Source organism: Halorubrum sp. GN11_10-6_MGM (genome assembly GCF_005435165.1).
Classification (GTDB): domain Archaea; phylum Halobacteriota; class Halobacteria; order Halobacteriales; family Haloferacaceae; genus Halorubrum.
On sequence record NZ_SGUC01000028.1, the window covers coordinates 16,116 to 39,002 of the forward strand.

Below are 22,887 nucleotides of genomic sequence, written 5' to 3' on the forward strand. Positions count from 1 at the left end.
CAATGAGCAGAAAATGGCATCGTTCGAGACTACATCTTCTGACGAGACCGGGAATGCCCGAACCGGCACTCTCCACACTCCTCACGGTGATGTAGAAACGCCAGCATTCTTCCCCGTTGTCAATTTCATAGGCGGACCGGATGAGAAATCAGGGGGGATATGGAGCCGACTTCGCAATCATCTATTCGGCGAACCGGATTTTCAGGGAGCGATGTTTCAAGCGATGAGCTTCCTCGATTTTAACATCTCTCCTGATTCTCTCAAAAACTGGCGATCAAAGTCTCTTCATGAGCATTTCAGTGGCCATGAGCCAGTTAAGCCATATCACGACCAGCCGGAGGACTTTACCAAGCCGTTGTTCGTTGACTCTGGCGGATTCAAACTGCTGAATTCGGATACATTCGGAGATCGCCCTGAGGAGGGTGGTTCAGATAATGACTGGTCGATATACACCAATCCGGAGAGCATCCTTGAACTGCAACTTGACTACGGTGCGGACATACTCGCTACACTAGATTACCCCATCCCACCGAATCTCAACGAAGAGGAGACGACCCAGCGAATGGAAGACAGTATTGATAGTGCCATCCGCTGTCTTGAGCTTCTTGAGGAAAAAGAAGACTCACCGGCAGTCTACGTGGCCATACATGGCCACGACTACGAGACGATCAACTGGTATGTTGGTACGTTTCTCGACCGGGCAGGAGACCTTGATGACGCATTCGAGGGGTTCGCAGTAGGATCGCTGGTTCCACTCCGCACTAACGTAGAAACACTCGTTGATATTGTACAAGGTGCAAAGGACGCAATTCCTGAAGATCGAGTAGACGACCTCGGATTACACCTATTCGGCATCAGCGGTAAGTTCACTGCACTTCTTGCTCTCCTAGGTGCAGACTCGTTCGATTCGTCAAGTTACATTCGTGCTGCCCAATTCAAGAAATTCATTAACCGCGAAATCGGCGTTGACGACGGTACGACTGTTCGTCACCCGGATTCGGATAGTCACGATCTCGGTGACTTTGGTGTCGACATAGAACGGACATCTGAAGCGCGCTGGGCAGCAGATTGGTCAAAGTTCTCTGCGGATCAGATCCCCGAAGACTGGGATTGCCAGTGTTCAGCTTGCGAAGCGCTCCGCGAGATTGGGTATGAGCAGATGCAGTCAACTCTCTTCGACAGCAAATCGTATGACCAAAGCGGAGATCATATGAAGAGTGACTTCTACGCGCTCATGGGGTATCACAACTTCCACGTTTACCAAGACGAGATGGACTATGTCCGTGGTCTTATCCAACAGGGGGATGGTGAACTCCTTGAATACGTCGCTAAAATGGCGCGCAATGACGTAGGCGGAATTAGACAAGCACTCAAACGGGCCACCGTCCGGGACAGAGGTCTTGCTACGGAACTTAGAGAGCGTGGATACGACAGGCTTGTCGCCGAACGAGCTGAAGGAGAACAGGAACGGCTCAATGTCGACCTTCCGGTTGAAAGCCACGAGATCTCTCTTGAGTACACGCCTGAGGACTTCAATGTGCTAGAGCGTGACGACTACTCTCCGGGTGACGAACGGGTACTTTTGATCGTACCCTGTAGCCAGACCAAGCCATACTCGAATTCTCGTACTCATCGAGTAGTTGCTGATGCAATCGCGGAGTGGAACGACGATGTACACAAAGTAACTGTATCTGGGATGTATGGACCAGTACCTGAAGAATTTGAGAATATTCCACCGATCAAATCATACGAATACGTTCTAACCGATGTCGAAACAGACCGTCAGAATCTCATCCAAAATCGGCTCGTTGGCTATCTAAATCGTTTTGGAGACGACTTTGACGTAATTGTTGGCTACGCCACGAGTAAGACATATCGTGAAGTCATCAAGCGATCTCTAGAAGAGTATAAACAGGGTGTAGTTCTGCCTCGTGACCCCGAAATGCGAGCGTTGACAGAACACTTCCGTGCAACGAATCTTCAAGAATTGGCAGACTATCTTGAGGAAGAATTAGCACCACAAACTCAGAATTAGATTAATATTACAAACAATTCAGATCATTCGTCTGCTCTTAGACGAGAATTTGCTGTGTGGTTTCTGACCTTGTTGAGCTTCACAGCTGGTACTTGGCTTCGAGAATTGTACTGAATACTGAGATAGTTCTTACCAGCTCTACTAAATTCCTCATATAATTGTGTTTTTGACACTTGTACAGTATACATAGCGCAGTTCCGTCAGAATCAACGTTCCAAGATATGTGGCTCTGTTGAAATCCTCAGAGAGTTACATGTTCGTCCTGTAATTCTACGGGATGAAGGCCCTCCCGAAGTCGCAGATTCTCCGTTTTACTGAGAAAGCGATCCATCTGGCCCGCCGAGCGGTTTCTCGGTACTCCTCGAAATTCTCTAAACACCGCTATACACTTCCGCAGCATGTTGTTCTGCTGTGTCTCAAAGTTCGGAAGAACACGACCTATCGTGGTCTGCTTGATGAACTAATTGAGATGCCACGCATACGTCGTGTTCTCGGGCTAACCGAGCTTCCTACTGCTTCAACGCTCTGTAAGGCGTTCAACCGGCTTGATATGGCTGTGTGGCGTATCATTTTGACTCTCTCAGCGACGTTACTTCCGACAAGCGGAGTTGTTGGTGTTGATGCGTCAGGGTTCGACCGTAGTCACGCTTCGAAACACTACACGAAACGTGCTGAACTCACGATTCAGCAGCTCAAGGTGACGTTGCTGGTCGATGCGAAGGTAAACGCAATTCTCGATCTACACGTGACGACGACTCGAAAACACGATAGCCAGATCGCTCCGTCGTTGATCAAGCGCAACCCCGAGTGTATCGATATTCTCCTCGGAGACAAAGGCTACGACGATCAGAAAATCAGACGGCTCGCCCGGCAACACGAGGTTCGGCCACTGATTAAGCATCGTGAGTTCACATCACTGCACAAGGCATGGAACGCACGCTTAGACGCTGATCTCTACGGACAACGGAGTCAATCCGAGACTGTGAACTCAACACTCAAACGAAAGTATGGTGCGTTTGTCCGGTCACGGCGGTGGTGGAAGCAGTTCCGTGAACTCACCATCGCCTGTCTCATTCATAATGTAGATCGATCACTCTGAGCGGTCAATACAGGTCGTTAACCTACCTAAAGCCGACCGATTTTCTCGGGAGTAAGTATTTATCGGAGCACTATGGAGTATTCATATGGCAACGTCCTCCAAGACCCTCAATGTGGGATTGCGTGATGTCGGTTTTTCCCTCCTGTGTATCGTGTCGGTCGCCGCGATACTGCCCGTACAATTCGTCTCACTGATCGTCTTCGATACCATCGGACTCGACCAATTCATTCCCAGTGCAGTGATTTATACGGTGGTGCCTGCTGTAGTGGTGACTGCTATTCCGGCAATCGTGGCCGCTCGTCAATACAACCGTCGGGGTTCGCGGGTGATTACGGCGGTAGTGTTCATCGCCGCGATCCTCGCTTCTGTCCTCATGTGGAGCGGGTTCTTCGTCATCGGATAGCGACGAAACACACGCAGCTCTCGCCAACCGGCTGTTTCATCTGTGTATATGTCTGAAGAATAGGGTTTCAACAGAGCCAGATATGTGTAATACTGAGCAGTCTACCAGCCACTGGTTAACGACGAAATGAATCCAAAGACAGCTAGTAGGTCAACAATGCCCAGCAAACCACCGATGGTGACCCATCCTATCACAAGGTCGTTTGCTGTACCAGAGAACGGCCCAGAAAAGATGTCCATCGGGGCAACACCGATAATCATCGATAAAATAAGCGTGGACAACAGGTACGCGACATTTCCGACGACAAGTCCGATAACTAGCTCTATCAAGTCGTCCCCAGTTCTACTCATTACCTCACATGAATTGGGCCGTGTTACAAAGTTACCGCTCAGTATTGTCTTGCCTGAGTGTGTCCTCATAGTAGGATGGTGGTGTTGTAGGCATTCGGTGCGTGTGTGTATGACGGTGGTATCTGGGTGTTAGGAGGCTGTTGAGTTGTTCTGTAGAGTTTGGTGTTCGAATTGGTATCAGACAAAGTATTTTACGTAGATCTTTCATAGTATAGTATGAAATGATAAATACAGAAACGATAGACCGCGACCCACAGATAGACAAGACAACCACGCATGTCACGAGCGCAAAAGACCTGAAGAAAGAAAGCCGTCGTCACGCACACGGGGTATTCCGCTCATGGGGTGACGGAGGGTACCACACAACTCCGCTCACGATCGCAGAAAAAATCGCGGACGTGGCACAAGAGCACAGAGCGAAGATCACTGCAGACGAAGGGGCATACATTGAGTGTGAGGGGTACTCGGCGGGTATGAGCGTTGACCTCCTCCTCTCAGAGGACGTCGTTGACGGCTTCGAAACCGCACTGCAAGACGAATTTACACACAAGAACACTCATCCTGAAGTGAGAGACATCATCGGGCTCGGGCAGTACCGGGAATCACTCCGAGACGCCGCGGAATTCGCAGCCAACGACGACACCGACACGGAAGAAATCGTGGAGTTAGTCGAACACGGATACAGAGTGACAGAAAACGAAATCCGCGAGGTCAAAACAAGTGAAGACATGGCCCAAGAGGTGCGGAATGCGAAGAGTACACTCCGCGGCGCATTGTACGACCTGCCCGATGACCTAGACGACTCCTGGGTCTTCGTGTCCGTGTACGTCCGTCTCGATGCCGCGGATCCGTTCTTGGGATAGTTGAATAAGCCGCTCCGATGAGCATTACCGGGTTCAGTTCCTGGCAGCATCCTGCCTATCAAGGGCGTAACACAATGCAACACAACACGGATGTCGGGCGTATAGAAGCCGCTCAGAACACTGCAGAACGGTTGAAGAGCACCAATGTGCTCACCCCACGAGAGGCTGATGCATACGCGTTCCGTTCTATCTACAACATCCCTCGCGGCGAGACAGCTGACGCGCTCGGCGTCAGTAAATCGAGGGTCGATAACGCGCTACGGTCGGCGAAAGACGCCATCGCTGGCGCTCGTATCCTCATCAACATGCTTGACGACACGGAGATAGAGTGATGAATATTCACTCCATTACGTACTATAGGCTCTGAAAAGAGCGAGATCGACCTGTCCGATAACCCCCTATTAACGGACAATTTCGGCGTGATTCGACCGTGACCGAGGAGAAAATTCGGGTAAATGTTGAATCTATTGACCGCGCTGTGAGGAACGCGGACACACCTCCCTCCCGTTTTATGATCGTTGATCACATATCACATAGTATGGTGATGACGGACGAACTCCCCGAGATGTTCGACGATGACGCCGACGAACCAACCCAAGAAGAGACTGCCGCGGCAATCGCCGACGCCGCGCTCCTCGAAGTGGAGGAACGCGACGCTGATGACGACACGATCGTACAAGCAATCGACGAGCTCCGTGAGGAAGCCGGACTGAAATAATGAGAATGAAACCGTACGACGAACGCGACGGGTACAGAGTGTGGCTCAGTGGCGACGAGCTTGAAAGACTCATCGAAACGATGTACGACAAGGGGGGGACGTCGCACCGAATCGCCGGACGGTTGGGCGGGCACTGCGGGCTCAGGCGCGACGAGGCGAGCAAATCACGTCCAATAGACGTCGTCGAGTCGCACGGTGAGTGTGTGTTACGAGTATGGGAGGACCAGGCGAAGCGGGACAAGTATCGAGAAACACCCATCCCCCAAGACCTCGCAGACCAGATTCGAATGATCCCCGAGTTCAAAGACCAGGCGGTCGATGACGCGGTCCTCGATGTCTCCGGGAAGACGATCAATCGGTGGGTCAAGCGAGCCTGCGAAACGCTCTATGCCGACAGTGGCGACGAGGCATGGACGTACGTCACCTATCACGACCTCAGGCGCACGTGGGGGACAAGAATGCTTGAGACCGGTGTGCTCCCCTCTGTCGTCATGTGGCACGGTGGATGGGACGATTGGGAGACATTCAGAGAACACTACTTAGGCGAGTTCTCTCCCGCAGCGCTCGCCCGCGAACGGTCGAAAGTCGAATGGTTGGGCGGCGAGAGTGAGCGGCGAGAGGAGCAACACGTGACGACCGCAGCACCCCCGGCATCAGGCGCTCAGTATCGCTCCGATTGACGACCTCTCAAAACTTTCACTTGTAGTTTGGACGGGTAGCTAATGACCAAGAGCAATGACGATCGTGTGTGAAACGCTCGAAACAGTCTCCGGGGCCGAGGATGCGCCGACACCAACGGACTCCGCTGAGGGTCTGTTGGGTGGCTCTGTTGAAATCCTATTGTTCAGACATAAGATCGTGCGAAACAGCCGGTCGATGAGAACTGCGTATCGACCGATGTTGATCAACGGACGCGTTGTGACCACACTTGTCGGGCGCGTCCATCGAATACTGCTATAACGAGCCCAAGAGAGCAAAAGAATCCGAGCCCTCCAACGGATAACCAGAGTCGGTAGAGTGTAGTGACGAGGAATAAATAGACGGCCAAACCGAGAGAGACGGATGTCAACAAGGCGAACGTCACTGCTTTCCAACTGGGAGATTCGTCACGGGAGTACCTGTACGCATTTGTCGTAAGCACAACGAGAGAGGCCCAGCCTGCCGCAAGCACGGTAAACCAAAGAAGACCAATGAGGATGAGAACTGAACCAACTGTCCCCTGAAACCCGAAACCTACAATGGTTCCGCAAAGCAGGAAAAGATAGAAACCTACTACGAATTCTTCAAGAGCACTGATTGACGATTCAGCCATACTGACTTCATTTAACGATTACTACATAATTGCTGGGGGTGAAAGATTCATACTACTGTTTTCGAACTACCCCTCCTGAATCAATTAATAGGTGAATTCCCTGTATTGACCACGACCGGGTTAGAATATATCACCTACTGAGGATTTCAACAAAGCCTGTTGGGTCAAATAAGGCCGAGGAGTCCGACGGAGGTCATAGCCAGCCCGATTAAGAGTATCAGTGCCTGCCGAGGGCCGACTGCGTCGCGGAAGGGCATGCCCGTCCATACGGAAGGATGCGACAAAACAATACCGTGTGTTGAGGATTTCAACAGAAGTACACCCTCAAAATTATTAGTTGTAGTCTCAGATCAATAGCCAATGACCGAGAACAACGACGATCGTGACGGTGAAGCGCTTGAGCTGGCCTCGGGAGGCGAGGGTGCGCCGACGCCGACGGACTCAGAAGAGTCGTTGTTCGGCGACCGAGAGTCCAACAAGACTCCGTCCGACCTCCGAGGAGAACTGGCGGATGACAGCGACGAGGATGAGGATGAGGAGCCGTCTGCCAGCGAGATGCTCCTGCGAGAGCGAGAGCGTGACTAACTGAGAGGATCATTCTATTTATGATCACTTATTTTGCTAAGTTTTAATAGGAGAGATCATACGTCGACAAGTGAAATGTCGAACCCAAACGACGACGAAGAATACCCGAGTGGCTTCGAAGAGGACGCGCAAATCCTGAAGAATTCGCAGATCAAATTCATCAGATTAGGGAATCGACTCTCAGCATCGATTATATCAATCCATGTCGTACGCGGCAATTACCGGCGGGAGACGGCAGCAAGTGTCGAGCTCCGCAATCTTGTAGAGCACGACATGAGCGAGGACATGTACGATGCCGAGGAAGAGAAGATCGACTATCAAGCACTCTCATCGGAGCTCCGAGAGCGAGTAGATGCACTAATCGAGCACTCGGTGAGACCTAGCGAATACAAAGAGATGACCGAGGACGGCGTCGATACGGGGGAGAACGATGTTGAAATCGGACGGCGACACGATCGTGACTGACTGAGAGGGAGACAAGAACCTCGCGGTTGCGTAGGCTATCCTGATTGGCGATATTGACTGAGGTGGCTCTGTTGAAATCCTTAAGAATTGATAGGCTCGGCGTGCGAGATACAGAGGGTGCGTGTAGCAACTTCACCTCTTGTCTTTTCGGTCACTCCCAATGAGTCCTCCGTGCGAATGAACTCCTTACAAGAGCGGTGAACTCAACCCGACCGGGTCAATCACACTAAGAGGAGCTCGGGCCTGACGAAGCCGATTACGAGAATACTCGCCAGTACAGCGATCGCTGTGAGTCGCAGGGCACCAGAAGCCCGTCGTCGGGATTTCGGCAAGGACTCGGCAATGCCGGAGAGGGCCATCCCAGCACCGATAAATAGTGTGGCATAGTAAAGCGTCGCCCCTTTTAGAATGACGTAGTACGCTTGCTGCCCGGCTATCAGAAGTGCGCCACAGAGGAAAACCAGCCCAAGCCCTCTAGAGGGTTCGCCGAACACGGTCTCATCGATAATGGAGGGCATCAGCGTGTTATCTCCGGCGACGTTCAAATATTGTGGGGTTTGCGTACCCGCCGCTGAGACGAGTATAGTGTGATCGTGAAACGGTGCTGATGGCGCTAACCGACTCGCGCTCTGTGTTCAGTATGGCTCCAAGAACATATCACCGGTTGAGGGTTTCAACAGAGCCACTGAGGTATTCCGAACGCGGCAGCCTACTCTGAAATTTGAAAGCGCTCTACCTCATCTGACCCACACTTGGGACACTCATCTGCGCCCGGCGCAAGATTCTCACCGCACTGGCGGCACTCCACGACTACCTCTGTCTCATCACTGGGCAGGAGCCGAGTAAGTACTGTGCGGACACCCATGGGATCGGATGTTTTGGTGGCTGTGAATTAATGCTATTGGTGGTCTGTATCTACCGAAAATAAGGCGTATTCGACCCGCAAAGCCGCCAAAGGCTTACGTTCAAGGCCGATTGAGATTCGGTTGGAAGGAACACTGTCACACGCTCCTTCCACCCCGTTCCATGAACGCTGACGAATCGTCGCTCGGCCGCTGTCCGGAATGTGGTGAGGAGATCTCGGAAGCGTGGATTCTTCTTGAGTACGAAAAGAACGACGGCACCGAGGGCGTGTGGGCCGAGTGTCCGGTCTGTGAAGACGTTGTAGCGCCGGAGTAGTCGCAGACAGCAGAATAAAGTCCTCTTTGTCCCGTATCCGGTGTACGGTCTTCAAATGAAGATTTCAAAGGAACTTCGGTGTCTGTTCTCGGGAAAGGTCGAAGAGCGTGATGGATCATATATCGTTGAGGTACCAGAGCAAGAGCTCAGCCTTGGCGAACTACAGGCAGGCGAGACGTACCGTGTAGCTGTTCTGCCGTCACCCGCGACCAATGAGGCCAAAAATACAGACGCCAATCCACAACCGGAGCAAGCGCCACAGACGCCCCCTGTCGAGGAGGGCGAACAACGTACCGTCGAAATCGAAGACATTGGTGACCAAGGCGACGGTATCACGCGTGTTGAGCGCGGATTCGTCGTTATTGTTCCCGACACCAAACAGACCGAGCGTGTCACTATCGAGATTACCGATGTGCGCGAGAATGTCGCCTTCGCGGAAGTTGTCGAGCGCGTCAGTTACTACGAGTAGCCTGAGTCGCTAATCCTCCTTGCATTCCCTGAGTAGTGTAGCCGGATCTGTCGGATAGGAATGGGTGGTTCTGTTGAAATCCTCAAAAGGTAATAGGTTCTATCCCCCTGCAATCAATACAGATAACAGAGTTACCGAACGTTCACAACACGTATTTCAAGTGAACTTGCAGCATCGTCAACAATAGGGTCTCGATCAGCGCTCAACAAGATCTGCTCTTTGACCGTCCACCCGAAGTCTTCTTCGAGAAGGGTTTTGTATGCTTCGAGCTGCCCGATAGATTTAAACGACGATTCACCCGTCTTTGCTTCAATGATTGAGACCTGCTCACCATTAAAGTAGTTCAAGTCACGAACTCTGCGAAACAATTCAGTTCTTGTGACGCCGCTTTCAGGGATATTCGGGTTGACATACTCAACAGAACCGTTGTAATCTGGGTAGGTTTCGGGAAGCTGTTGTGGTTGGTCAGTTAGGCACACCGCATCAACACTTTTCAGAGTGACTGATTGCCTACGATTCTGTTGAACAGAAAAGCCAGCAGGAACCTCTACCCACCACTTGCCATCTGGTGATTGTTCACTTCTGATATACGCCTCAACGAGAGCATCTTCACCCATATGAAGCCAATTAATAAGATATTGAAAAATCAGTCTATCGCTATGGAATATCCCCGTGAGTTGAGTAAAGGGCGGTGATCAATAGGTAGTCTTCATCGACCAGCTGTTTCAGACAAGAACACGTCTGAATAATAGGATTTCAACAGAGCCGAATGGGTGGCTTTGTCTTACTCGTCGCCCGCCTCCGTCTCACAGACCGATTCGAAGTGGCGAATGAATTGCGCCAGCCCCGAAGTGGTGTCTCCTCTGTCCACATGCTTGCTTCTCTCGTGATACGTAACCGCGCCGTTCTCTTCGAGCGTCTCTAAGTGTAGCTGGGTCAGCGCGATGTACACGTTCTTCCGCTCTTCCGAGGTTACTTCGGGGATCGCCTTGTCTGCCTCGATGGCCGCAATCGCCTCGGCCAGCTCTCCCACACTCACCTTCTCATCCCGTTCCTCGATGAGCGTGATGATGTGTCTTCGGCGGCTGTTTGTGATAACCGATACGGCGTCTTCGACGGTCAGTCGAACAGAGTTATCCCTGCTCCACAGAGTAGGTTGTATTGCTGTCATAGCTGGTGGCAGCGTGGTTCCGGCGCTTCATCGCCGGGGCCATTGTAAGGCCGTTTCAGAATGATTCTCTGATAAAAAGAGTACTTGCATAGTCACTCGACGGCCCGATTTTTGCGGCGGCTGGTTCGGAGCGACCGGGGTGATTGATTCTCTTAACCAACATTCTGAGCGGTGTTGGTTAGACTCGAAGTCTGACGGGGCGTCGGCACTTTACACAGGTATTTTATACTGAACCCAGTTGGCCGAGGCGATGAGTTCGATAGACACGTCCGGAGCCCGCTTCCACGGCCTTAGAGACGATGAGGTAGATGTCTTGTACCTGGTCACCAGGTGGTTCAACTCCAAGCCCTTCCACATCGGGGAGGAGGAACTCCACATCTCTCAGGACCAGGAACTCCCGCTGCGGGATATGTTCGATGGATGGAACAGCCGCGAGTACAGCGACTACGAAGATGCGCACGATCGCCTCCTTGACAGAGGCTTCCTCGACGAGGATTGGCTTGGCCGAAGGAAGGTCGATTGGCTGCCGACCGAGCAGGCGATCCGCGCCATCCGGGACATCTTCAAAGGTCAGGTTGATGAACTCGGGCTTCGCCCAGATTGGGCCAGCGAGGACGCTACAGGCCCCATCTTCGGCGACCCTAACGAATTGCTACTCCATCGAAAAGGCGTGGAAGCCGTTGGTCGCCGGGTAGAGACTCTCTCGTGGTCACAACTGGTAAATTGGTACCCGGGAGGGGGGTCGAATAAGGCCGCCGACATCACCTTTTGGACGCCTAGCCATACCAACAATTGGAACGTGGAGGTCCTCACAAACAGCAACAACACAGAACAGTGGATTTCGAAGTGGAATACGCTCCGGAAGGACTACCGGAACACGTTCTGGGTATTCGAGGACAGAAGCACAATGTGTTCCTTTTTCAACGCCCTTCACGACCGCGGCGTGTACGACTTGGACGGTGGCCGCTTCAGTCACCCCTACTCCAACTGGTCATCTCAGGCCGTGAACCGAAAGGTATGGCGTAGCAAGGACCCAAATGAGCCCTACGGCGACGCCGCCGACCTGGTCAACACAATCACCGCCGTCGTCGAATCCGATATGCGTACCTTCAAAGATTGGTTCGATGAGTACTTCTCCGAGGTCGCATACTCACACCCCACCGACCGGTGACCTCCGCGGCAACTCCGCCCCACCAACCACACCACTAAATAAACTGACACAGGGCCATGAAGCCGCGTACGGGGTCAAACGAAACACGGGGACGTAGGGTACAGCAATCTGGTGTTTTACAGGGATTCTGGTGGGTGCTGTTCGACACTGTGAGAGGTCAACACTCCTGTGTATCTGTGTAGAGTGTGTTCGAACCCCCTGCGTAGAGAACTGCGGCGGACGGTGAACCCCCATTTACACGGTTTATATCACTTTTCCGTGACTATCCGCAGGCGATACGGTCGTGCTGGCAGTCTCCACCACCGGCCCACAATCCATCCCTCTCCCGGGCGTCGGACGTTTCAGTGGGTCGATATTCCTGCTCAGCCCCTTCAAAAACAGCCCGCTCCCACCACCGGCTGGGGTGGGCAGTCAGTCGAAGAATATGCCTGAAGGAGAGGATCTCAAGGCCTTGTTGAAATCCTCAGTAGTTGATAGTTTCGCTCCCTCAATCGCTCAGTACAGTATATACATGTACAATCAGTAGTCCGATTTCTAATTGACAGCTCGCAACCGTTCTGGCACAACCGTGTGTTCTGCTATGTGAGCAAAGAGCAGTCCAACGTAAGCCCCAACAATGAGAGCGTCAGATGACGGTATAAACGGGGGTGCCCCAAACGCAAGTAGAAGACCGAGCGTGAGAGGAAAGATAATCATAGCGATACCAAATGCTACTAATGCCAAACGCTCTCGGCGCTGTTCCGGATATCGGTCACGTGCAACCCAGACAACCGGACCGGCAAGGAGTGCGATACCGACACCAATACCCACAATAGGGCCCCATGGAATGAGACCACCTTCCATGAGTCGGAGAAGGCTCAACAGAGCGTATATTCCTACAAATACGAATACAAGGAATTGTCGTGTGGCGGGTGAGAGCGAGGGGACCATATATCAAAAAAAAAAAACTCTGCGTTGTATAAAATAGGCCTTGTTGAAATCCTTCGCAGTTGATAAGTTCACGCCCCAGTCGTTCAATACAGGTGAAGCACGTATCATTCAGTACAGGTGTATATTTACGTCGGTATTGTTCAATTAGACGACCAATGACCGATTGGGAGCGAGTGAGACAAGACCTCAAAGAGGCGGGCTATTTTGGATTCGAGTCCGATAGCGGCGATACGGCCGTGCCGGGATTGTCCGGTGAGTGGGTATCCGGTAATATCCCACGCGAGGGAGGATTGAAACACGAGAACCAACCACTTTGGATACGGATTCTCGACGCGCTACCCGGAGGTGATACTGTGGAAGCCGACCCGGAAAATGCCCCGGAAAGCATACGCAACATCGCCACTGAACACGGGTTGGAAGTCGTGATATTCAGCGTCTCTGCCGACGAGGTACGCATCGCACTTTGTGACCCCTCAAAACATGATTTGTAGCGGTGTGTTCGCAGCTCTCATCAACCGACTGTTTCAGCCGAGAATATGTCTGAATAATAGAATTTCAACGGAGCCTCGTTGGTGTTTCTGATACCAGTCTATTGTTGAATTAGCAGTTCTCATCGAACACTCATTGAGACCGAGTGAATACTTTGAGAGAGGCGACGACACCGACGACCAGGAGAGCAACGTCGAGTTCCGGCGGTAAGGTGCGCACGATCGTGCGAGCGAAGAGTAGCGAACGCGCAGTCCGCGGGACAAGTGCGGATTTGAACCGGCGGACCCCTACGGGATAGCAGTCCTAAGCGCTACGAGTGTCCGTGTCGCATAACGCTACGCCCCGGATTACTTTTAAATAGACGGGGTGAGATGCCCGCGACACAAGCAAATCCACGAGTTTCGAAATGGCTATACGCGAGCGCGAAAGACGCGCACACAGCGGGTACGAGCCCTGTGGTTGGCGATGCGGTGATCACGCGTGCTCTGACCGCAAGCGACAAGCGCGGGTTGCCGAGCCAGGCCAAAGGCGTAGCGCTTAGGACGCTATCCCGTAGGGGTCCGCCGGTTCAAATCCGGTCCCGCGCACTAAACGGAAGCCGACGAGCGAAGCGAGTCGGCTGGAGTGAAGGAGCGGGAGCGGATTTGAACCCGAGCACCAGTCGGACCCGCCACGATCGATTCTTGCCGCTAACGGTGTCCCCGCACAAACACCACCGCTATCGGGGAACCCCGACAGAGTTGGCCGTCGAGGACCGGGTTAAGTCCGCACGTGGTGAGGAGCGCGTATGGACACCGAATTCGCCTATTGGGTGCCGAACGTCAGCGGCGGGCTGGTCGTTTCGGACTGGGACACGGAGACGGACTGGACGTACGACTACAACCTCGATCTCGCCCGCACGGCGGAGTCGGTCGGGTTCGACTACGCGCTCGCACAGGCGCGCTTCTTCGGCAGCTACGGGGCGGACAAACAGCTTGAGGCGCTGTCGATCGCCAACGCGCTCGCCGCGCAGACCGACGATCTCCACGTGATCGGCGCGGTCCATCCCGGGCTGTGGGAGCCCGGCCCGCTGGCGAACTTCATCTCGACGGCCGACCGAATCAGCGACGGGCGGTTCTCGATCAACGTCGTCTCCGGCTGGTTCAAAGGCGAGTTCACCGGGTTCGGCCAGTCGTGGCTCGAACACGACGAGCGGTACGCCCGCTCGTCGGAGTTCATCGAGGTGCTGAAAGCGCTGTGGACCGAGGACCGCGCGACCTACGACGGCCGCTTTTACACGATCGGGAAGGACATCGAGGGGTTCGAGGGGGCACCGATGGAGCCGAAACCCGTCCAGGACCCGTACCCGCAGGTGTTCCAGGGCGGGAACTCGCAGGCGGCCCGAGAGATGGCCGCGAGACACGCCGACGTCCTCTTCATCAACGGCGGGAGCCTCCAAGAGATCCGCGCCGTCATCGACGACGTCGAGGCGTACGCCGAGGAGTTCGGCACGGAGCCGCCGCGGTTCGCCGCGAACGCGTTCGTCATCCAGCGTGACACCGAGGCCGAGTCCAAGGAGGTCTTAGAGGGGATCATCGAGAACGCGACCGACGAGGCGGTCGACGCCTTCAAAGAGCAGGTGAAGGAGGCCGGCCAGTCGTCGGACGAGGGCGAGGGGATGTGGGCCGACTCCGACTTCGAGGATCTGGTCCAGTACAACGACGGCTTCAAGACCGGACTCATCGGGACCGACGACCAGATCGTCGAGCGGATCCGGAAGCTGGACGCCGTCGGTATCGACATCGTCCTCGCGGGTTTCCTAGACTTCGAGGAGGAGCTCAAACGCTTCGGCGAGACGATTATTCCGGCGATCGACGAGGCCGAGCCCCTCGATCCCGACGCGGTCGACGCGGTCGACGAGATCGAGACGGTCGGCGGCGCGAAGGTGGCTCGATAGATGGCGGACCGAACCCTCCTCGGGATCGTCGGCAGCGTCTCCGCCGACTCCCGGACGCGGACCGCGGTCGAAGTCGCGCTGGACGCGGCGGCCGACGAACGCGGCGTCGAGACCGCGCTGCTCCACCTCGCCGAGTACGACCTCGACACCGCGGACGGCCGCGGCATCGACAACTACGAGGGCGACACCGCCGAGGCGCTCGAACTGATCGTCGAGGCCGACGCCTACGTCGTCGGGACCCCCGTCTACCGCGGCTCGTACTCGGGCGCGCTCAAGAACCTCCTCGACATGGTTCCCAGGGGCCAGTGGCAGGGCGACGTCGCCCCCTTCGAGAACGCGGCGGTCGGACTCGTCGCGACCGGCGCGACGAACCACCACTTCCTCGCGGTCGACCAGGAGCTCCGACCCGTGTTCGCGTTCTTCGGCGCACACACCGTCGGGGGCGCGGTGTACGCGAACGGCGACCAGTTCGATGAGGGGGAGATAGCCGACGGCGACCTCCGCGACCACCTCGAACTGCTGGGCGGGGCCACGGTCGAGCTGTCGGCGGCGGTGGAAGACGGAGACGCGCTCGGCGAGATCGGACCCGCTATCTGACCGTTCTCGGTTCGGTCGGCGGGAGCGTCACTCCGACGGCGACGACACCCGCACCACCTGCTTGCCGATGTTGTCGCCGGAGAACAGGCCGAGGAAGGCGTCTGGGGCGTTCTCTAAACCCTCCACGACCGTCTCGCGGTGTTCGAGGTCGCCGCTCGCGACCCACTCGGCGAGCCGCTCGCTCGCCTCGCCGAACCGGGTCGCGAAGTCGCCGACGAGCAGGCCCTCGACTCTGGCCCGCACCGAGATCAGCTGGGGGAGCTTGCGCGGACCGGTCGGGACGTCCTCGTCGTTGTAGTGGGCGATCTGGCCGCAGACCGCGACGCGCGCGTCGAGGTTCAGCTTCGTGAAGACGGCGTCGGTAATGGGGCCGCCGACGTTGTCGAAGTAGACGTCCACGCCGTCGGGAGCGGCCTCGTCGAGCGCGGCGCGGTAGTCGTCGGTCGTCTTGTAGTTGATCGCGGCGTCGAAGCCGAGGTCGTCGGTGAGCCAGTCGGTCTTCTCGTCGCTGCCGGCGAACCCGACCACGCGACAGCCGTTGCGCACCGCGATCTGGCCGACAACCGAGCCGACGGCGCCGGCGGCGCCGGAGACGACGACCGTGTCGCCGGGCTTCGGCTGGCCGACCTCCAGCAGGCCGAAGTAGGCGGTCCGGCCGGGCATGCCGAGGACGCCGAGATACGCCTCGGGGGCCGCGATCGTCGGATCGACGGGCGCGACGTCGTCGGTGTCGAGCGTCGCGTAGTCGGCCCACGTCCCCTCGCCGGTCACGAGGTCGCCCGCGTCGTACGCGTCGCTCTCGCTCTCGATCACCTCGCCGACGACGCCGCCCTTCAGCGCGTCGCCCACGTCCCACGGCTCGGCGTACGACTCGGCGTCGCGCATCCGACCGCGCATGTACGGGTCGACCGAGAGGAACCGGGTGCGAACAAGGAGTTCGCCCGGCGCGGGAGTGGGGACGTCAGTCTCGCGCAGTTCGAAGCTGTCCTGGTTGGGCTCGCCGGTCGGCCGCTCGGCGAGCAGCCACTCGCGGTTGGTGTCCGTCACGGTCGCCGTTGGTGGACGCGACTGAACAGGGTTTGGTCCCCAGCAGCCGTCGTGGGGATCCGGAAGTGAGCGCCGTCGGCGGGATCCGGAGGCGGGCGACGGGCTACTCGCCGCCGAGCGGGATCCGCAGTCGACCGCCGTCGCGCTCGCCGCCGACGCCCTCGACCGCGGTGCCGAACGCGTCGGAGCGCTCGGCGACCGTCTCGCGTACCCACTCGGCGACCTCGCCGTCGGCCAGCCTCGCGGTCTCGTCGGCGATCGCGGTCGGAACGACGTCGAGCGCGGCGAGCTCCCCGCCGCGGACGACGAGTTCGAACAGCGCGCTCCGCTTGTTGTAGACGCCCTCGCGGTCGCGATAGCTGACGTAGTCGTCCACGAAGTCTCCCGCGTCGTAGATGATCGGGCAGCCGTCGTACACCTCCACGCCCTGAAGCACGTGGGCGCTGTGGCCGTGGACGACGTCGACCCCCCGCTCGACGAGCCACCGGCCGAACCGCTCGTGGACCGCGCGCGGCTCCGTCTCCCAGTTCGCCCCCCAGTGGAGCGAGGCGACCACGAGGTCCGGCTCCGCTTCGGCGACGCGGTCGAGGACGTCGCCGACGAGGGTTCGCGTCCCGCGGACCGCGGGGTCGAGCCGCGCGAACGCGGTTCCCGGATCGGCGTCGGTCGCCGCGAACGCGGTCGACTGGTCGGTGAGCCCGAACGCCGCGACGGTGAGATCGCCGGCCTCGAACGTCGCGGGGCGGAGCGCCTCGCCGGCGTTCGCGCCCGCGCCGGCGCGGGCGATGCCGGCGTCCGCGAGGTGTCGCCGCGTGTCGCGGAGCGCCGGCTCCCGGTAGTCGAGGACGTGATTGTTGGCGAGCGAGACGAACGAGGTCCCGGCCGCCTCAAGCGCGGGGACGGCGAACGAGGGGGGTGAGCGGAAGTAGTACACCTTGTCGGGCCACCGCTCGCCGCGGTCGGAGACGCAACACTCCAGGTTGCCGACGAGCGCGTCGAGTTCGCGGAGCCGCGTCAGCGTCGACCCCCAGACGCCTTCGGGGTCGTCGCCGTCGGCCCAGCGGTCGGCGACGCTGCGGCCGAGCATGAGGTCGCCGACGAAGCCGATCCGCGCGGTCTCGTCGTCGGCGTCTCCGTCGACGTCGTCCGCGCTTCCGTCGGTGTCGCTCGCGCCGTCGGTGTCGGAGGTCGGGGAGTTCGCGGCGCAACCGGCGAGTCCACCGAGGCCGGCGGCGCCCGAGGCGAGCAGGGACCGGCGCGTGACCATCGTCACGAGGTCTCGGCGAGCGGGGACTTCAACGCTCCGAACGGGGAGAGAGGGGAGCGAGCTAAGGGGTCGTCCGTCGGCGAGCCGACCTCACGCAACCGCGACGCCGTTGCGCGTGAGGTAGTCGCTCGCGGCCTTGATCTCGACGGGGCTGCCGACGATCCGGTACTGTTCGGGCGTCTCGACGACGGTGACGGTGAACCGGTTTTCGAGGCGCTCCCGATGGCCGTCGAGCGCGCGGCGCGGGAGGACGATCTGCGTGCTGTCGCGAAGGCTCGACGGATCTGGCATTCGGCGTGTCAGAAGGTTATTCGTCTCCGATATAACCGTGTCGAAATATCGGCGCGCCAACCACTCGTTCGACGGCGAACCGTCGGCTCGCGGGGGGTATCGCGGTCCTCGGTTTGCGGGGCCGTCGGGGGATTCGGTTCGCCGTGACGGGGCGGCGATCCGAAGGAACACCTTTAACGAGCCGACCGGCCGAGGGTTTGGTAATGGGACTGGAGGAGGAGATCGAAGACCTCCGCGAGGAGATCGCCGAGACGCCCTACAACAAGTCCACGGAGGCACACATCGGGCGCTTGAAGGCGAAGCTCGCGGAGAAAAAGGAGAAGCTGGAGAACCAGTCCTCCGCCGGCGGCGGCCACGGCTACGCGGTCGAGAAGCACGGTGACGCCACGGTCGCCTTGGTCGGCTTCCCGAGCGTCGGCAAGTCCACACTCATCAACGCCCTCACCAACGCCGACAGCGAGGTGGGCTCCTACGAGTTCACGACGCTCGACGTCAACCCCGGAATGCTACAGTACCGCGGGGCGAACATCCAGATCCTCGACGTTCCCGGGCTGATCGAGGGCGCCGCGGGCGGGCGCGGGGGCGGGAAGGAAGTGCTCTCCGTCGTCCGGACGGCGGACTTGGTCGTGTTCATGCTCTCGGTCTTCGAGATAGAGCAGTACGACCGGCTCCGCGAGGAGCTGTACGCGACGAACATCCGCCTCGACACCGAGCCGCCGAACATCAACATCCGGAAGACGCACAAAGACGGGCTCGGCGTGACGATGAGCGACGACGTGAGCTTGGACGAGGAGACGGTCAAGCAGGTCCTCCGCGAGTACGGCTACGTCAACGCGAAGGTGACGATCCCTCACGACCTCACCATCGACGAGCTCGTCGACGCCGTGATGGACAACCGCGAGTACCTCCCCTCGATGGTCTCCGTCAACAAGGCCGACCTCATCGACAAGAGCTACCTCCCGACCGTCAAGGAGGAACTGCGCGAGCGCGACCTCGACCCCGACGACGTGATCTTCATCTCCGCCGAGGAGGGGCTCGGCCTCGACGGCCTGAAGGAACGGCTCTGGGAGGAGCTGGGCGTGATTCGGATATACATGGACAAGCCCGGCCGCGGCGTCGACTACGAGGAGCCCCTAATTTTGTTCGAGGGCGACACCGTCGGCGACGCCTGTTCGAAGCTCGGCGGCGAGTTCGACGAGCGGTTCAAGTTCGCGCGGGTGTCCGGCGACAGCGCCAAACACGACGACCAGCAGGTCGGGAAGAGCCACGAGTTAGCCGACGAGGACGTGCTCCGGATCGTCGCGCGGAAGTAGGTCAATCATCCCCGGTCGTCCACCGTGACCGAGACCGCCGAAGCCCCAGTCGCGCTCGACTCCCACAGCTCGCTGCGGTCCTCGGTCACTACGCTCTCTGCGGTCCTTGCGTCGCTGGGGTTCGTCGAGCGCGACTGCCCCTTCGATCCCCGCCCAACCGCGACCGCACCTCACACCTCCCCAACCTCGTCGGCCTCCCTCCGGTCGGCCGACTCCCTCGCGCGTGCTCCTCGGCCGCGGTGCGGCCTCGGAGGCACGCGCCACCGCATTCTGAGGGCAATGTAACCCGATCTCGTCACCACGGCGCGGACGGTCGCTACTGCGAGCGACCGAAAGGCGCTTTTCGCGGGGCCGCGACCGTCGGGTATGCTCACGGTCGCGCTCGCGGGCAAGCCGAACGCCGGCAAGTCCACCTTCTACACCGCCGCCACGATGGCCGACGTCGACGTCGCGAACTACCCGTTCACGACCGTCGACCCGAACCGAGGCGTGACCTACGTCCGCACCGAGTGCCCCTGCCTCGACCGCGAGGAGCGCTGCGGGGCGGAGAACTGCCGCGACGGGAAGCGCTACGTCCCGGTCGAACTGCTCGACGTCGCCGGGCTCGTGCCGGGCGCCCACGAGGGGAAGGGGCTCGGCAACCAGTTCCTCGACGAGCTGACGAACGCGGACGTCGTGTTGAACGTCGTCGACGCCTCCGGCGCCACCAACGCCGAGGGGGAGCCGGTCGAGGTCGGGAGCCACGACCCCCTCGACGACGTGGACTTCGTCGAGGAGGAGATGGACCTCTGGCTGGCGGGCATCGTCGACCGCAACTGGGAGGGCGTCGAGCGGCAGTCGCGCGCGCCCGACTTCGACCTCGAAGCCGCCCTCTCGGACATGCTCACCGGCTTCGGCGCGACCGAATACGACGTGACCGCGGTCCTCCGCGACCTCTCGTACCCCGACGACCCGAAGGCGTGGACCGACGACGACCGCGAGGCGCTGGCGCGGGCGGTCCGCCGCCGCACGAAGCCCATCGTCGTCGTCGCGAACAAGGTCGACGCCGCGCCCGACGGCGCGGTCGACCGCATCCGAGAGGGGACGGACAAGCCCGTGATCCCCGCGACGGCCGACGGCGAGCTCGCCCTCCGTCGGGCCGCGGAGGCGGGCGTCGTCGACTACGACCCGGGCGACGAGGAGTTCGCGGTCGTCGGCGACGTCTCCGACGACCAGCGCGCCGGCCTCGACGCCCTCCGCGAGTCGATGGCGACCCACGGCGGGACGGGCGTCCAGACCGCGCTGAACGCGGCCGTCTACGACCTCCTCGACCGGATCACGGCCTACCCGGTCCAGGACGCCGGCAAGTGGACCGACGGGACCGGGAACGTCCTCCCGGACGCGTTCCTCCTGCCCGCGGGGTCGACCCCGCGCGACCTCGCGTACGCGGTCCACTCCGACATCGGCGAGGGCTACCTCCACGCGGTCGACGCGCGCGCCTCGCGCCGGATCGGCGAGGACCACGAGCTGACCGAGGGCGACGTGGTGAAGATCGTCTCGACCGCGGGCCCGTGACCGGCGTCGGGCGTCAGCCTCGTCGGCGTTCTTCCGTGCGACCGACAGGCACATGCGGGTCGGCCGAGACGGGCCCGTAGAGAGCGGCCATGCTCGGGTTAGAACACGACTTCCGGATCGTCGACACCCGCGCGACCCTCGACCCCGACGAGTCGTCGGTCGCCACCCACGGGCGGGACATCTCGCCGGAGCGCCTCGAACGCGAGATGCTTCAGGCGGGGATCGTCCGCGCGGTCGCGAGCCCCGGCCAGCGCGCCGCCGGGCGGAGCTACCTCCGCGCGAACAACGCCGTCGCCCGCCTGTCGATCGACCGCCCGTTCGTCGCGTTCGCCCGCCTCAACGGCCCCCGCGACCCGGGCACCGGCCCGGTGTCGGCCGTCCGGAACCTCCGCGCCGAGCGCGACGACCACCACACCCGACCCGACGACGTCGAGCAGTACTCCTACGACGACCGCTTCCACGGGTTCACGCTGGCGCCCCACGTCGACGGGCTGCCGAACGAGGACGTCCTCTCGCGCCTCGAAGACGCCGATCTCCCGCTGTTCGTCCACGCGGGCCGGGAGTTCCCGCCCGAGGCGGTCGAGACGGAGCTGCTCGGCTACGACCTCCCGCTCGTCCTCGGGAGCTTCGGCGGCTACCCGCTGGACGCCGAGCTGATGAACCGGACGCTGGACCTGTTGGACGAACACGACCGTGTCTACGTCGACACGAGCGCGGTGCGCTACCGCGAGGTGCTCGAACGCGGCGTCTTAGAACACCCCGACCGCGTCCTCTTCGGCTCCGGCGCGCCCGACGTCCACCCCAACGTCGGCGTGATGGAGGTGCTCACCCTCGACGTCTCCGAGGACCTGATGGCGCGCGTGCTGGCGAAGAACCCCGCCCGGCTCGTCCCGGCGCTCGCCGAGGGCGCCGACGTCTGAGGCGACTCGGCGCGCCGCGTCGACCACCGCGGAAGCGACGCCCACTTGTCCCGCCGACGCCGAGGCCGCGAGCATGAGCGATGCCGAGAGCGACTCCACGGGGACCGACGCCGACGACCCGCTCGTCGAGGTCGTCCGCGCCGTCGGCCACGAGAACGTCACCGCCGAGCACGCGAGCACCGTCGAACTCACGACCGACGACTGGCTCACCCTCGCCGGGGACTGTATCGTCGGGGTGGAGGCCGACCGGACGCCCAGAGACTTCGACCCCGAGTTCCGCGAGGCGTGTCGGGACGCGGCCGCGACCATCGAGGCGACGCTCGTCGTCGACGCGGGCGACGAGACGCACCGGGAGACGATCGTCGGCCGCGGCGACCCCGACCTGACCCTCCTCGACGACTGCTCGATGGTCGGCCGCACGAGCGACTACACCGACGACGAGCGAACGATCTTCGTCGACGGGGACGGCGCGGCCGCCGACCTCGACCGCGACCTCGTGGCCGCGCTGGCCGACGGCGCCGAACTGACGCTGCGGCTCGAAGTCGATCCCATCGAGTGACGCGAACGCGGGTCCCGGGAACGGTGCGTCTCGGCTGTTTGTAAACTGATGCGGTGGCGCGTGCCTGCGAGCGGCCGCCCTCGGCGGCCGAGGAGCACGCGCGAGGGAGTCGGCCGACCGGAGGGAGGCCGACGAGGCTGGGGAGGGGTGAGGTGCGGCTGCTG

26 protein-coding genes and 1 tRNA gene are annotated in these 22,887 nt (G+C 59.3%); 20 read left to right on the top strand and 7 right to left on the bottom strand.

The window, feature by feature from the left end; genetic code table 11:
* Positions 1–13: 13 nt before the first annotated feature.
* From EXE46_RS12525 to EXE46_RS12535, 3 genes are all read left to right on the top strand, one after another.
* Positions 14–2,035: a tRNA-guanine transglycosylase gene (locus EXE46_RS12525; RefSeq protein ID WP_241981557.1), complete on the top strand. Its 2,022-nt coding sequence runs from the start codon at positions 14–16 to the stop codon at positions 2,033–2,035.
* Between the two features lie 277 nt (positions 2,036–2,312).
* Positions 2,313–3,134 (top strand): IS5 family transposase, encoded by an 822-nt coding sequence (locus EXE46_RS12530; protein WP_137688728.1) that lies wholly within the window; start codon positions 2,313–2,315, stop codon positions 3,132–3,134.
* Positions 3,135–3,219: 85 nt separating this feature from the next.
* On the top strand, positions 3,220–3,537 hold the full coding sequence (locus EXE46_RS12535; protein ID WP_137688729.1) for a hypothetical protein: 318 nt from the start codon (positions 3,220–3,222) through the stop codon (positions 3,535–3,537).
* A gap of 101 nt (positions 3,538–3,638) precedes the next feature.
* Here EXE46_RS12535 and EXE46_RS12540 read toward each other — a convergent pair whose 3' ends face one another.
* Complete coding sequence (locus tag EXE46_RS12540; RefSeq protein ID WP_137688730.1) at positions 3,639–3,887, bottom strand: hypothetical protein; 249 nt, start codon at positions 3,885–3,887, stop codon at positions 3,639–3,641.
* A 221-nt stretch (positions 3,888–4,108) separates the two neighbouring features.
* On the opposite strand from EXE46_RS12540, the gene EXE46_RS12545 reads away from it, so the two are divergent.
* The 6 genes from EXE46_RS12545 (at position 4,109) to EXE46_RS12570 (ending at position 7,830) form a co-directional block, all read left to right on the top strand.
* Positions 4,109–4,750 carry a hypothetical protein gene (locus tag EXE46_RS12545; protein WP_137688731.1) on the top strand — a complete coding sequence of 214 codons (642 nt, stop codon included), beginning with the start codon at positions 4,109–4,111 and terminating at the stop codon, positions 4,748–4,750.
* 74 nt (positions 4,751–4,824) lie between these two features.
* A complete protein-coding gene (locus EXE46_RS12550) occupies positions 4,825–5,082 on the top strand; it encodes a hypothetical protein (RefSeq protein ID WP_137688732.1) in 258 nt (85 codons plus the stop codon).
* 98 nt (positions 5,083–5,180) lie between these two features.
* Entirely contained in the window at positions 5,181–5,468 is a 288-nt protein-coding gene (locus tag EXE46_RS12555) for a hypothetical protein (RefSeq protein WP_137688733.1), read from the top strand.
* A gap of 5 nt (positions 5,469–5,473) precedes the next feature.
* A complete protein-coding gene (locus EXE46_RS12560; protein ID WP_199234164.1) occupies positions 5,474–6,148 on the top strand; it encodes a site-specific integrase in 675 nt (224 codons plus the stop codon).
* A 992-nt stretch (positions 6,149–7,140) separates the two neighbouring features.
* On the top strand, positions 7,141–7,365 hold the full coding sequence (locus EXE46_RS12565) for a hypothetical protein (RefSeq protein WP_137688735.1): 225 nt from the start codon (positions 7,141–7,143) through the stop codon (positions 7,363–7,365).
* A 75-nt stretch (positions 7,366–7,440) separates the two neighbouring features.
* The gene (locus EXE46_RS12570; RefSeq protein WP_137688736.1) at positions 7,441–7,830 is read left to right on the top strand and encodes a hypothetical protein; all 390 of its coding nucleotides are present in this window, start codon (positions 7,441–7,443) and stop codon (positions 7,828–7,830) included.
* Positions 7,831–8,051: 221 nt separating this feature from the next.
* On the opposite strand, the gene EXE46_RS12575 is transcribed toward EXE46_RS12570, so the two are convergent.
* A complete protein-coding gene (locus EXE46_RS12575; RefSeq protein ID WP_137688737.1) occupies positions 8,052–8,348 on the bottom strand; it encodes a hypothetical protein in 297 nt (98 codons plus the stop codon).
* A gap of 508 nt (positions 8,349–8,856) precedes the next feature.
* Here EXE46_RS12575 and EXE46_RS17195 point away from each other — a divergent pair.
* Entirely contained in the window at positions 8,857–9,009 is a 153-nt protein-coding gene (locus tag EXE46_RS17195) for a phage terminase large subunit family protein (RefSeq protein WP_199234165.1), read from the top strand.
* Positions 9,010–9,064: 55 nt separating this feature from the next.
* On the top strand, positions 9,065–9,478 hold the full coding sequence (locus EXE46_RS12580) for a TRAM domain-containing protein (protein ID WP_199234166.1): 414 nt from the start codon (positions 9,065–9,067) through the stop codon (positions 9,476–9,478).
* Between the two features lie 131 nt (positions 9,479–9,609).
* Here the strand turns inward: EXE46_RS12580 and EXE46_RS12585 are convergent, their stop codons facing one another.
* Together EXE46_RS12585 and EXE46_RS12590 are read right to left on the bottom strand one after the other, a co-directional pair.
* Positions 9,610–10,095 carry a hypothetical protein gene (locus EXE46_RS12585; protein WP_137688738.1) on the bottom strand — a complete coding sequence of 162 codons (486 nt, stop codon included), beginning with the start codon at positions 10,093–10,095 and terminating at the stop codon, positions 9,610–9,612.
* A gap of 167 nt (positions 10,096–10,262) precedes the next feature.
* Entirely contained in the window at positions 10,263–10,649 is a 387-nt protein-coding gene (locus tag EXE46_RS12590) for a hypothetical protein (RefSeq protein ID WP_137688739.1), read from the bottom strand.
* Between the two features lie 250 nt (positions 10,650–10,899).
* Between EXE46_RS12590 and EXE46_RS12595 the strand changes: the two genes are divergently transcribed.
* From EXE46_RS12595 to EXE46_RS12615, 5 genes are all read left to right on the top strand, one after another.
* Positions 10,900–11,820, top strand: coding sequence for a hypothetical protein (locus EXE46_RS12595; protein WP_137688740.1), 921 nt, complete (start codon positions 10,900–10,902; stop codon positions 11,818–11,820).
* Between the two features lie 1,085 nt (positions 11,821–12,905).
* Positions 12,906–13,241, top strand: a complete 336-nt coding sequence (locus EXE46_RS12600) for a hypothetical protein (RefSeq protein WP_008441312.1) — start codon at positions 12,906–12,908, stop codon at positions 13,239–13,241.
* A 500-nt stretch (positions 13,242–13,741) separates the two neighbouring features.
* Positions 13,742–13,826, top strand: a tRNA-Leu gene (locus EXE46_RS12605).
* A gap of 200 nt (positions 13,827–14,026) precedes the next feature.
* A complete protein-coding gene (sfnG, locus tag EXE46_RS12610; RefSeq protein WP_137688741.1) occupies positions 14,027–15,175 on the top strand; it encodes a dimethylsulfone monooxygenase SfnG in 1,149 nt (382 codons plus the stop codon).
* Positions 15,176–15,772 (top strand): NADPH-dependent FMN reductase, encoded by a 597-nt coding sequence (locus EXE46_RS12615; protein ID WP_137688742.1) that lies wholly within the window; start codon positions 15,176–15,178, stop codon positions 15,770–15,772.
* A gap of 27 nt (positions 15,773–15,799) precedes the next feature.
* On the opposite strand, the gene EXE46_RS12620 is transcribed toward EXE46_RS12615, so the two are convergent.
* The 3 genes from EXE46_RS12620 to EXE46_RS12630 all read right to left on the bottom strand — a co-directional run bounded on the left by EXE46_RS12620 (position 15,800) and on the right by EXE46_RS12630 (position 18,377).
* Positions 15,800–16,819, bottom strand: coding sequence for an NADP-dependent oxidoreductase (locus EXE46_RS12620; RefSeq protein ID WP_137688743.1), 1,020 nt, complete (start codon positions 16,817–16,819; stop codon positions 15,800–15,802).
* A 103-nt stretch (positions 16,820–16,922) separates the two neighbouring features.
* Complete coding sequence (locus EXE46_RS12625; RefSeq protein WP_137688744.1) at positions 16,923–18,086, bottom strand: CapA family protein; 1,164 nt, start codon at positions 18,084–18,086, stop codon at positions 16,923–16,925.
* Between the two features lie 90 nt (positions 18,087–18,176).
* A complete protein-coding gene (locus tag EXE46_RS12630; protein WP_137688745.1) occupies positions 18,177–18,377 on the bottom strand; it encodes a hypothetical protein in 201 nt (66 codons plus the stop codon).
* 203 nt (positions 18,378–18,580) lie between these two features.
* Here EXE46_RS12630 and EXE46_RS12635 point away from each other — a divergent pair, with 203 nt between their 5' ends.
* The 4 genes from EXE46_RS12635 (at position 18,581) to EXE46_RS12650 (ending at position 22,723) form a co-directional block, all read left to right on the top strand.
* Entirely contained in the window at positions 18,581–19,690 is a 1,110-nt protein-coding gene (locus EXE46_RS12635) for a GTP-binding protein (RefSeq protein ID WP_121596254.1), read from the top strand.
* Between the two features lie 366 nt (positions 19,691–20,056).
* Positions 20,057–21,244 (top strand): redox-regulated ATPase YchF, encoded by a 1,188-nt coding sequence (locus EXE46_RS12640; RefSeq protein WP_137688746.1) that lies wholly within the window; start codon positions 20,057–20,059, stop codon positions 21,242–21,244.
* 89 nt (positions 21,245–21,333) lie between these two features.
* The gene (locus EXE46_RS12645) at positions 21,334–22,164 is read left to right on the top strand and encodes an amidohydrolase family protein (RefSeq protein WP_137688747.1); all 831 of its coding nucleotides are present in this window, start codon (positions 21,334–21,336) and stop codon (positions 22,162–22,164) included.
* Between the two features lie 73 nt (positions 22,165–22,237).
* Positions 22,238–22,723: a DUF371 domain-containing protein gene (locus EXE46_RS12650; RefSeq protein ID WP_137688748.1), complete on the top strand. Its 486-nt coding sequence runs from the start codon at positions 22,238–22,240 to the stop codon at positions 22,721–22,723.
* Positions 22,724–22,887: the final 164 nt, after the last annotated feature.